Here is a 9,564-nt window from a genome sequence, read left to right on the forward strand (position 1 = left end):
ACCGATTCGTGCAGAACGAAAACCGCAGCAGAATACGTTTTAATCCGGCCGGATTAGTCGCCCACATTATTATCGATCCGCCGCCGCCCGGCGGGGAAATCGTCATCGACGGTCAAGTGGTGGATATGAGTTACAGCGGAATCAAAATCCGTTTGCGGGAGCCGTTGGGTCAAGCTATCGAAGAGGCCGAGTTACGTATTTCGATTGTATTGCCGGAGTCGGGAATACCGGTGTCGATTCACGGCACCATCAAGCATATTCAGGAAGAACAAGAGTGCGGTTTGCAATACGACCCCGACAGGCACCAAGAACACGAATTGGACGATCTGATGTTCGAATGCGTCAAACTGGCGCCGCAACCGGAAGCGGTTCATGAAATTTGATTCGCAAGCGTGGTTGCAGGTCTGGCGCACTCTGAACGGCGATGCGGCCTACCAGCGCTATTTGCGCCATTGGCAGGCCGAGCATGCCGGCCAACAGGCCGAACCGCTCAGCCGCAAGGCGTTTTTCGCCGCCGAAACCCGCCGCAAATGGAGCGGCGTCAAACGCTGCTGCTGACGCCCGTCAATCGATGGTCTGTATCCAATGGCAACGTTCGTTGACGACGGGCGCGGTTTTGTCGTTGGCGATACCTTTCGCGATCATCGCCACCACTCGCTCGTCGGTATCGTAGCCGATGTGGGCATCCATCGGGTTGGCAAGCTTGCCCAAACCGAACGCATCGTAAACCCGGGCTACGTTGATGTTGATGTTGGTGACATCAATGCACAGTCGCGAGTCCAGATACTTGTTGACGAAGTCGTGCGGGATCGCATAACTGAGTAGATCGTTGGGGTCGCTGAATGCAATCACCGACGTTTTCGCGAGTATCCGTTCGCCGTATTTGGCGCCATTGCTGTTGCAATAGGCCTCGGCTTGGTTGGCGACTTCCGGTAGGCTGCGCCCCAACTGCAACATCGGCAATTGGTTGGACATCATGTAGATCGGCACTTCCTTGTTTTTCAAGACATTGGTCAGCGCGGTGTAATAGCTGGCGGTATCGCCGTTGCTCAGTTTCGACGCCAGATGTTGCAGGCCGTCGATGGTGATCCGGCTGCCCAAACTATGCGAGACGAAGGCGTAACTGTCGTTGTAAAACGGTGTAACATTTTTGGTGGAACAGCTTTGTTGGACATCGTCCGGCAGGCTGTTCCAATCGCCTTGGATCATCCAGCAAAACGATTGAGCAAAGGCCGACAGGATGTCTTCGCGTTTCTCGCCCAGGTAGATGATCGGATCGGGACCGGTATCGTTGGAGAACTTCTTCAATAAGTCGTTGACTTCGGCGCGGCGGAAAGACTGTTCCCCGGAATTGTCGTAAGACAGCACTTCCTTGTCCTTGGCGCTGATTTCGGACCAGGTCAGCTCGTAAAACAGCATCTCTTGAGTCCGGTCGGCATTCAGATAGCGGTTGATGCGCAAATTGCCCAACGGCCTTGCCGGCTCCTTGGCATCGGTCAAGCGGATGTTTTTGATGTTGCGGGAGGTGACGGTCAGGTCCAATTCTTTTGCCAGCTTTTCCATGAACTGGGTGGAATAGCCCGGCAAATGGTTGCCGACGCCGTGCACCATCAACAATTTCATTTTCCGGTTGGCGATTTCCAACTGCGGTTTGATGCCGCTGAATTTTTCGCCTTTGATCTCGCAGATGCGGGTATCTTCTTCTTCCTGTTTTTCCAGGATGGCTTCGGTGATGCCTTTGCCGATACTGGCGCAGCCGGACGACAGCAGTGCAAGCGCCAGAATCGGCAGCTTCAGTTTGAGTATTTTCATGTGTGTTGCGTTTACGGGCAGGGTTGCTTGGTTGATGCCGACGGCAGGCGCGGTTTTCCGCAGCGGGCGTTACTTATCCAGCTTTTTCTTCGCCGCGTCGGCTTGGGCACCGACTTTCTCGACGGTTTCCCGATATTTGGCTTGAGCCTGGTTGGCGCTGTCGGCGATGGTGGCATTGTCGGTATTGGCTTCTTTGATCATGCACTCGAAATAGTCGCGCGATTTTTGTTGCCAGGTGTTGATTGCGGCAATGCTTTTATTGAAAGCATCGACATCGCTGTCATCGACGACCGGTGTTTCCGGCGGCGTACCGCAAGCGGCCGGAACCCAAGTGCCGTTGCCCAAAGTACCGGCGGTGGTGATGCTGCTGGACACCAGCAGGGCGGTCGTCGCTAAAACGGTCAGTTTCATTCGCTGTCTCCATGACGGATTTAAACGGAAATTTATCGGCCGCAAGCGGCCGCGGGGGTTGCCGGCGGGATTATTCCGCAACCCGGCGCCAATGCCAATCGCCGGTACAAAAAACGGCAGCTTAGCTGAGCATTTGCCGGATATGTTCGATCTCGTCCTTGGCCTGGTCGAGAATATTGATGCTCAGATCGGCGTCCAGGTTCCCGGCCGCCAATTTTTTGTACGCAGGTAGTTCGTCCATCTTCGGCATTTGTTTGACGTCGACTTTGCCGATGAAGCTGTGCAATTGCGAAATCATCACGATGTCACTGTAGCTGGCCGATTCGCCACTGTCGCGCCGCCAGTTTTCGGCGTGAATGATCACGTCCTCGAAGTCGGCCGGGAAGTCCCATTTGCGCACGATCTGCACGCCGATCGGGCTGCGTAATTCCCGCACGGCTTCGGCCAGGTCGCCCGGATTATCCAGAATGTCCGGTTGCCTATCGGCATATGCCAAAATCGGCACCACGCCAATGTCGTGGATCAGGCCGGCCAGCATGGCCCGGTCCGGATCGAAGCCCGGCGTCTTATGCGCCAGTACCGCACTGATAGCCGCCACGTAACTGCTGTGGGCCCACAGCTCCTGCATTCTGCGCCGGATCACCGGCGAGCGGGCATTGAACACGGCTTTCAAGGCAAACGCGGTGATAATGTCTTGCGCTGCCTTCAAGCCGAGTCGGGTCAAGGCCTCCGGGCAGCTTTCGATGCGGCGTCGGCCGCGGTAGAGCGGGCTGTTCGAGATCTTGACCAGGCGGGCGGTGATGCTGGGGTCGATTTGCACCACGCGGGCGATCTTGTTGCTGTTGGCGCTGGGTTCGTTGATGGCGCGGCGGATTTTCAGCGATACGTCCGGAATGGTGGGCAAGGCCAGCGAATCGGATTGCATGTATTTGAAGCAATCCTGGTACAAGCGGTTTTTCGCCAGCTTGGCGCTGAGCGGATGGGTTGCGGCCTCGGTCATGGACATTGCTTAATTCGGACAAGCGGCAAGGGTTTGGTTTAAAATCCGCCGCTGCATTTTTTACACACGGATACGCTATGACTATAACAGGCCCGGATGTTATTACAACCCTGAGCAGCATTCGAGATTACATCCGCTGGGCCGCCAGCCGCTTTGCCGAACACAAGGTATTTCTCGGCCACGGCACCGCAACGCCGCTGGACGAAGCCGCGGCAATCGTACTGCATACCTTGCACCAGCCCTACGATCTGGCCGATAGTTACTTGGATAGCGTATTGACGATGGCCGAGCGCCAGCAAGTGGTCGAACTCATAGAGCGGCGTATCGTCGAACGCAAGCCTTCCGCTTACTTGACCCACGAAGCCCTGTTTGCCGGTTTGTCGTTTTACGTCGACGAGCGGGTGCTGGTGCCGCGCTCGCCGATAGCGGAATTGATCAACGAACGCTTCGAGCCTTGGGTCGACGAAACCCAAGTATTCAATATTCTGGATTTGTGTACCGGTAGCGCCTGTATCGCCATCGCCTGCGCTTATGCCTTCCCGGAAGCGCAAGTCGATGCGGTGGAACTGTCCGACGCCGCATTGGCCGTGGCCCGCATCAATCTGGAACAGCACGAGTTGCAAGAGCAATTGCAGCTCTACCAGTCGGACTTATTCGATAGTCTGCCGGCCAAACCTTACGACATCATCGTCAGCAATCCGCCCTACGTTTCGATTGCCGAGTGGGAAAGCCTGCCTCCGGAATTCCATGCCGAACCGGCGCTGGGTTTCAAAGGCGGCGAACACGGCCTGGATTTGGTACTGCGAATTTTGGTCGATGCCGAGCGCTATCTGGCGGAGCAGGGTATCCTGGTGGTCGAAGTCGGCAGCAGCGCCCAGACCTTGCAGGAGATGTTCCCGGAAGTACCGTTCCACTGGCTGGAGTTCGAACATGGCGGCGACGGCGTGTTTCTGCTGACCGCCGAACAAGTTTCCACTTACCATTCACTCTTTACCAACGCGCTCTAACCATGTCCGGAAATACCATAGGCAAACTGTTCACCGTTACCACCTTCGGCGAAAGCCACGGCCCGGCGCTGGGGGCGATCGTCGACGGCTGCCCGCCGGGACTGGAATTGTGCGAAGCCGATTTGCAGATCGATCTGGATAGGCGCAAACCGGGCACCTCGCGCCATACCACCCAGCGCCGCGAGGCCGACGAGGTCAAGATTCTGTCCGGCGTGTTCGAAGGTAAAACTACCGGCACGCCGATTGGTTTGTTGATCGAGAATACCGATCAGCGCTCCAAGGATTACGGCAAAATCGCCGAAAGCTTCCGCCCTGGTCATGCCGATTACACCTACCACCACAAATACGGTATCCGCGACTATCGCGGCGGCGGCCGCTCGTCGGCGCGGGAAACTGCGATGCGGGTCGCGGCCGGCGCGATTGCCAAGAAATATCTGTTCCAGCAACACGGCATTCAGGTGCGCGGTTATTTGTCGCAACTCGGGCCGATCAAGATCGAAAGTTTCGACTGGAACGAAGTCGGCAATAACCCGTTTTTTTCCCCAGACGCCGGCAAAGTTGCGGAAATGGAAAAATACATGGACGCGCTGCGTAAGGAAGGCGAATCGATCGGTGCCAAAATCGAAGTCGTCGCCAGCCAGGTGCCGCCGGGCTTGGGCGAGCCGATTTTCGACCGGCTGGATGCCGAACTGGCCTACGCCTTGATGAGCATCAACGCGGTCAAGGGCGTCGAGATTGGCGACGGTTTCGATTGCATCGCCACCAAAGGCACTCAGTTTCGCGATGAAATCACGCCGGAAGGGTTTTTGAGTAACCACGCCGGCGGCATTTTGGGCGGTATTTCCACCGGCCAGGACATCGTCGCCCGGATTGCGTTGAAGCCGACCTCCAGCCTGCGCCTGCCGGGCCGCAGCATCAACACCCAAGGCGAACCGATCGAAGTCATCACCGAAGGCCGCCACGACCCTTGCGTCGGCATCCGCGCCACGCCGATTGCGGAAGCTATGGTAGCCTTGGTATTGATGGATCACTTGCTGCGCCATCGCGCCCAAAATTTGCACGTCGACTGCGGTTTGCCTGTCTTGCGTTAGATGCCAGTCCCGTATTGGCGGCTATCCGGCTTTTATTTCTTCTACTTCGCGACGCTCGGAGCGTTTCTTCCGTTCTGGAGCTTATATCTGAAGCAGGCCGGATTTGCCGCCGATGAGATCGGCGAACTGACCGCGCTGATGGTGGCGACCAAAATCATCGCCCCGAACTATTGGGGCTGGCTGGCCGACAAAACCGGCCGTAATCTGCGTTTGATTCGGCTGACGCTGCTGCTGGCGGCGTCCAGTTTTGCCGGGTTTTTGTTCCGCAACGACTACTGGTGGTTTGCGTTGGTCACCGTCGGCTTCAGCTTTTTCTGGAATGCGACGCTGCCGCAGTTCGAAGCGGCAACTTTGTTTCATTTGCAGGCCGAGCCGCAGCGTTACAGCCAGATCCGCTTGTGGGGGTCGATCGGTTTCATTGCGGCGGTGCTTGGCATCGGCCGTTTTCTCGATTATTTCAGTATCGCCAACTTGCCGTTGATCATCGGCGGTTTGATGTTGTTGAACTGGCTGGCGGCGCTACTGACCCCGGAAGCCCGGCCTCGTATCGATCGCGGCCAAGCCGGGCCGGGTATCTGGCAGGTATTATTGCGCTGGGAGTTGCTGGCGTTTCTGCTGGTTTATCTGTTGTTGCAAGTGGCTCACGGTCCTTATTACGTGTTCTATTCGGTATATTTGCAGCAACACGGTTACAGCGCCAGCGAAACCGGCCTGCTATGGGCCGCCGGAGTTGGCGCCGAAATTCTGCTGTTTCTGGCGATGCGCCGCCTGTTGAGTTGTTGCAAGCCACGCAGCTTGCTGCTGTGGGCGATTGCACTCAGCGTGGTGCGGTGGCTGTTGATTGCCGACGGCGTCGGCTCGTTGATTTTGACCGTCGCCGCACAGCTGCTGCACGCCGCCACGTTCGGCGTCGCCCATGTCGTGGCAATGCAGTTGCTCTACCATTATTTCGGCGAACGCCACCAGAGCAAAGGTCAGGCCTTGTACAGTAGTGCCAGTTTCGGCGTCGGCGGCATGGTCGGCAGTTTGTACAGCGGTTATTTCTGGGACGTGTTGGGCGGGCGCGAAGTTTACGTGATTGCGGCCCTGGTTTGCGGCGTGGCTTGGCTGATCGCTTTCCTGGGTCTGGCGCGGGAATCGCGGCCCGGATTGGGTTAAAATTGTGACGATTTACTAACAAGGGTTATCAAGTGTTCGAGGTTATCAAAAACGGCGGCTGGATGATGGCGCCGATCATTTTGTGTTCGATTGTGGCGATGGCTATCATCGGCGAGCGATTCTGGTCGCTGCAACGCAAACGCATTCTTCCGGCCGAGCTGGTGCCGTACATTTGGCAATTGCATCGCGAGAACAAGCTCGACGAAGCCACCATCCGCCGCATCAAACTCAGTTCGCCGCTAGGGCGAATACTGGCCGCCGGCTTGCTTAACCGCAAACACGGCCGCGAGATCATGAAATCCAGTATTGAGGAAGTCGGTCGCCAAGTCGCTCACGAACTGGAACGCTATTTGAACGCCCTGGGCAGCATCGCCTCGATCACGCCACTAATGGGTTTGTTGGGTACTGTGGACGGTATCATTCGGGTGTTTTCCGATATCGCGGTCGGCGGCATGGGCGACCCGGCGGTGTTGAGCGGCGGTATCTCGGAAGCCTTGATCTGTACCGCGTCCGGGTTGACCGTGGCGATACCCAGCCTGTTTTTTCACCGTTATTTCGAACGGCTGGTCGACGACCACGTGGTGCGGATGGAAGAGGAATCGTTGCGTCTGGTCGACATCATGCAAGGCGCCAGAGAGGACGTGTAATGGAATTTCGCCGCCGTCGCCGCGCGCCAGTGGAAATCGGTTTGATTCCGATGATCGACGTGTTGCTGGTTCTGCTGCTTTTCTTCATGGTGGCGACGACATTCCGCCACCATTCGGAGCTAAAGATCAATTTGCCGGAAGCGCAGGGTAGTGAAGCGGCCGAGCCGGGCAAAACCATCAATTTGTATGTCGACGCCAAGGGCGTTTATTCCTTGTCCGGCGAAGACAACCAATTTCACGAACTGGTCAATCAAAACCTGGACGGCCTGAGAGCGGCGCTGGCTAAGTTTGCCGGCGAAACTCGGCACTTGCCGTTCATCATCAGCGCCGACGGCAAGGCGCCGCACCAAGCCGTGGTCAGTGCCTTGGATGTGGCCAACCAACTCGGTTTCCATCACATTACCTTTGCCGTCAATCAGCCGGAACAGCCATGAACAAAAAACTCGTGAAATGGTTCGAAGATGCCTGGTATGGCGAGATGTATATCTCGGCCTGGTTCATGCCGCTGTCGATGCTTTATGTCGATGCGGTGCGCTTGCGCCGTTTCGCTTATCGGGTTGGTATCAAGAAGAAAACCAAACTGCCGGTGCCGGTGATCGTGGTCGGCAACATCACGGTCGGCGGGACCGGCAAGACGCCGTTGGTGGTTTGGATGGTCGAATTTTTGCGCCGGCAAGGCTATAAACCCGGCGTGGTCAGTCGCGGTTACGCCGGCGCCAAAACCGACTCAGGCCCGCAACTGGTCGCAGCGGACAGCGACCCGGCCAGCGTCGGCGACGAACCGGTGTTGTTGGCCCGCCGTTGCGGCTGCCCGGTGGCGATCGGCCGGGACCGGCCGGCAGCCGCCAAACATCTGCTGGCTAACCATCACTGTGATGTGATTATTTCCGACGACGGCTTGCAACATTACGCGCTGGAACGCAATATCGAGATTATCGTGATCGACGGCCAGCGCCGGTTCGGCAACGGCTATTGCCTGCCGGTCGGCCCGTTGCGCGAACCGCCCGAACGCGTGCGGGAAGTCGATCTGGTGGTGGTCAACAGCCCATTGGAATTGCTGGAAGGCGAGATAGCGATGCAATGCGTCGGTCTGCAATTGGTCAACTTAAAAACCGGCGAAAGCCGGCCTTTAACCGAGTTTAAAGGCCTAGCGGTCCATGCCGTGGCCGCGATCGGCAATCCCAAGCGTTTTTTTAACCAATTGGCCGAGGCCGGCCTGGTCTGCGAAACCCATGCCTTCCCGGATCATCACCCATTTAGCGCTGCCGACTTGCAGTTCAAAGACCAGCGGCCGGTGGTCATGACCGAGAAAGACGCCGTCAAATGCGCCGCCTTTGCCGCCGATAATTTCTGGTATTTACCCATCGATGCCGAATTGCCCGAGGCATTTTCTCAACAGCTCTTAAAACTATTGAAAACCAAAACCCATGGATAAAAAATTGCTCGATATTCTGGCTTGCCCGCTGTGCAAAAGCTCGCTGATTTACGATAAAGACCAGCAAGAGTTGATCTGCAAGGCCGACAAACTGGCGTTTCCGATCCGCGACGGTATTCCGGTGATGCTGGAAGACGAAGCCCGCGAACTGAGTTTCGAAGAAGCCGAAGCCCTGAAAAAATGAGCGCCGGCTTCAAGGTCGTGATTCCGGCCCGCTACGGCTCCACCCGCTTGCCGGGCAAGCCGCTGCTGGACATCGCCGGCAAGCCGATGATCGTCCACGTTTGCGAGCGGGCGCTGGCAGCCGACGCCGGGCAAGTGGTCGTCGCCACCGACGATCAGCGCATTTTCGCTGCGGTCGGCAATCTGGGCCTGCAGGCGGTAATGACCGATCCCAATCACCAATCCGGCACCGAACGTATTGCCGAAGTGGCGCGCATCATGGGCTGGGATGACGATCAAATCGTGGTTAACCTGCAAGGCGACGAGCCGCTGATTCCGCCGGCCTACATCCGCGACGCGGCCTTGGCGTTGGCCGGACAAGACCAGGCCGGCATTGCTACCTTGGCGGCCAAGATTTTGGACGCCGACGAAATCTTCAATCCCAACGCCGTGAAAGTGGTGTTGGATAAGAACGGCTATGCCCTGTATTTCAGCCGGGCACCGATTCCTTGGAACCGCGCCACGTTTCCCGACCAGCATGATATTCAGTCCGCGGCGTTACCGCATTTACGACATATCGGCATGTATGCCTATACCGTGGGTTTTTTGAACCGTTATTGCAGTTGGTCCGCCTCGCCGCTGGAGAGTGTCGAATCGCTGGAGCAATTGCGGATTCTGTGGCACGGCGAAAAGGTATTGGTAAAGATCGTCGACAAGACGCCGGAGGCGGGGGTGGATACGGAGGAGGATTTGGTGAGGGTTTCCAGGTGTTTGCAATCAACTATTTAGAGTTGATACGAAACACATTTATGTTCACCTGGCGAGGGTGTAAGAATTTTTG

The 9,564-nt window shown here is 57.0% G+C and carries 13 protein-coding genes; 10 read left to right on the forward strand and 3 right to left on the reverse strand.

The genetic code is table 11. The features are described from left to right. Window positions 1-8: 8 nt before the first annotated feature. Together C2U68_RS13320 and C2U68_RS13325 are read left to right on the forward strand one after the other, a co-directional pair. Window positions 9-383 (forward strand): PilZ domain-containing protein, encoded by a 375-nt coding sequence (locus C2U68_RS13320; RefSeq protein WP_140912959.1) that lies wholly within the window; start codon window positions 9-11, stop codon window positions 381-383. Next, entirely contained in the window at window positions 373-558 is a 186-nt protein-coding gene (locus C2U68_RS13325) for a YbdD/YjiX family protein (RefSeq protein ID WP_140912960.1), read from the forward strand. The genes C2U68_RS13320 and C2U68_RS13325 overlap by 11 nt, the downstream gene beginning before the upstream one ends. A 6-nt stretch (window positions 559-564) precedes the next feature. Here C2U68_RS13325 and C2U68_RS13330 read toward each other — a convergent pair whose 3' ends face one another. From C2U68_RS13330 to C2U68_RS13340, 3 genes are all read right to left on the reverse strand, one after another. Further along, a complete protein-coding gene (locus C2U68_RS13330; protein ID WP_140912961.1) occupies window positions 565-1,812 on the reverse strand; it encodes a hypothetical protein in 1,248 nt (415 codons plus the stop codon). Window positions 1,813-1,881: 69 nt separating this feature from the next. Continuing rightward, window positions 1,882-2,223: a hypothetical protein gene (locus C2U68_RS13335; protein WP_140912962.1), complete on the reverse strand. Its 342-nt coding sequence runs from the start codon at window positions 2,221-2,223 to the stop codon at window positions 1,882-1,884. A 121-nt stretch (window positions 2,224-2,344) separates the two neighbouring features. Then, on the reverse strand, window positions 2,345-3,223 hold the full coding sequence (locus C2U68_RS13340; RefSeq protein ID WP_140912963.1) for an HDOD domain-containing protein: 879 nt from the start codon (window positions 3,221-3,223) through the stop codon (window positions 2,345-2,347). A 77-nt stretch (window positions 3,224-3,300) separates the two neighbouring features. On the opposite strand from C2U68_RS13340, the gene prmB reads away from it, so the two are divergent. Genes prmB through kdsB form a run of 8 tightly spaced genes read left to right on the forward strand, consistent with a single transcriptional unit; the run spans window position 3,301 to window position 9,512 of the window. Further along, window positions 3,301-4,230 (forward strand): 50S ribosomal protein L3 N(5)-glutamine methyltransferase, encoded by a 930-nt coding sequence (prmB, locus tag C2U68_RS13345; protein WP_140912964.1) that lies wholly within the window; start codon window positions 3,301-3,303, stop codon window positions 4,228-4,230. Window positions 4,231-4,232: 2 nt separating this feature from the next. Then, window positions 4,233-5,321, forward strand: coding sequence for a chorismate synthase (aroC, locus tag C2U68_RS13350; protein ID WP_140912965.1), 1,089 nt, complete (start codon window positions 4,233-4,235; stop codon window positions 5,319-5,321). After that, window positions 5,322-6,479 carry an MFS transporter gene (locus tag C2U68_RS13355; protein ID WP_140912966.1) on the forward strand — a complete coding sequence of 386 codons (1,158 nt, stop codon included), beginning with the start codon at window positions 5,322-5,324 and terminating at the stop codon, window positions 6,477-6,479. Between the two features lie 32 nt (window positions 6,480-6,511). After that, window positions 6,512-7,126 carry a MotA/TolQ/ExbB proton channel family protein gene (locus C2U68_RS13360; RefSeq protein ID WP_140912967.1) on the forward strand — a complete coding sequence of 205 codons (615 nt, stop codon included), beginning with the start codon at window positions 6,512-6,514 and terminating at the stop codon, window positions 7,124-7,126. Further along, complete coding sequence (locus C2U68_RS13365; protein ID WP_140912968.1) at window positions 7,126-7,560, forward strand: ExbD/TolR family protein; 435 nt, start codon at window positions 7,126-7,128, stop codon at window positions 7,558-7,560. The genes C2U68_RS13360 and C2U68_RS13365 overlap by 1 nt, the downstream gene beginning before the upstream one ends. Then, window positions 7,557-8,561, forward strand: coding sequence for a tetraacyldisaccharide 4'-kinase (gene lpxK, locus C2U68_RS13370; protein WP_140912969.1), 1,005 nt, complete (start codon window positions 7,557-7,559; stop codon window positions 8,559-8,561). Before C2U68_RS13365 ends, lpxK begins: the two co-directional genes overlap by 4 nt. Further along, entirely contained in the window at window positions 8,554-8,745 is a 192-nt protein-coding gene (locus tag C2U68_RS13375) for a Trm112 family protein (protein ID WP_140912970.1), read from the forward strand. The genes lpxK and C2U68_RS13375 overlap by 8 nt, the downstream gene beginning before the upstream one ends. Beyond that, the gene (kdsB, locus tag C2U68_RS13380) at window positions 8,742-9,512 is read left to right on the forward strand and encodes a 3-deoxy-manno-octulosonate cytidylyltransferase (protein ID WP_140912971.1); all 771 of its coding nucleotides are present in this window, start codon (window positions 8,742-8,744) and stop codon (window positions 9,510-9,512) included. The genes C2U68_RS13375 and kdsB overlap by 4 nt, the downstream gene beginning before the upstream one ends. Window positions 9,513-9,564 lie beyond the last annotated feature (52 nt).

Source organism: Methylomonas koyamae, assembly GCF_006483455.1.
Lineage (GTDB): Bacteria > Pseudomonadota > Gammaproteobacteria > Methylococcales > Methylomonadaceae > Methylomonas > Methylomonas koyamae_B.

Excerpts from the sequence above, each read along its gene's own strand:
- C2U68_RS13330 (WP_140912961.1), bottom strand. The coding sequence starts at position 1,812 with ATGAAAATACTCAAACTGAAGCTGCCGATTCTGGCGCTTGCACTGCTG.
- aroC (WP_140912965.1), top strand. The coding sequence starts at position 4,233 with ATGTCCGGAAATACCATAGGCAAACTGTTCACCGTTACCACCTTCGGC.
- C2U68_RS13355 (WP_140912966.1), top strand. The coding sequence starts at position 5,322 with ATGCCAGTCCCGTATTGGCGGCTATCCGGCTTTTATTTCTTCTACTTC.
- kdsB (WP_140912971.1), top strand. The coding sequence starts at position 8,742 with ATGAGCGCCGGCTTCAAGGTCGTGATTCCGGCCCGCTACGGCTCCACC.
- C2U68_RS13335 (WP_140912962.1), bottom strand. The coding sequence starts at position 2,223 with ATGAAACTGACCGTTTTAGCGACGACCGCCCTGCTGGTGTCCAGCAGC.
- C2U68_RS13365 (WP_140912968.1), top strand. The coding sequence starts at position 7,126 with ATGGAATTTCGCCGCCGTCGCCGCGCGCCAGTGGAAATCGGTTTGATT.
- lpxK (WP_140912969.1), top strand. The coding sequence starts at position 7,557 with ATGAACAAAAAACTCGTGAAATGGTTCGAAGATGCCTGGTATGGCGAG.
- C2U68_RS13340 (WP_140912963.1), bottom strand. The coding sequence starts at position 3,223 with ATGACCGAGGCCGCAACCCATCCGCTCAGCGCCAAGCTGGCGAAAAAC.
- prmB (WP_140912964.1), top strand. The coding sequence starts at position 3,301 with ATGACTATAACAGGCCCGGATGTTATTACAACCCTGAGCAGCATTCGA.
- C2U68_RS13325 (WP_140912960.1), top strand. The coding sequence starts at position 373 with ATGAAATTTGATTCGCAAGCGTGGTTGCAGGTCTGGCGCACTCTGAAC.
- C2U68_RS13375 (WP_140912970.1), top strand. The coding sequence starts at position 8,554 with ATGGATAAAAAATTGCTCGATATTCTGGCTTGCCCGCTGTGCAAAAGC.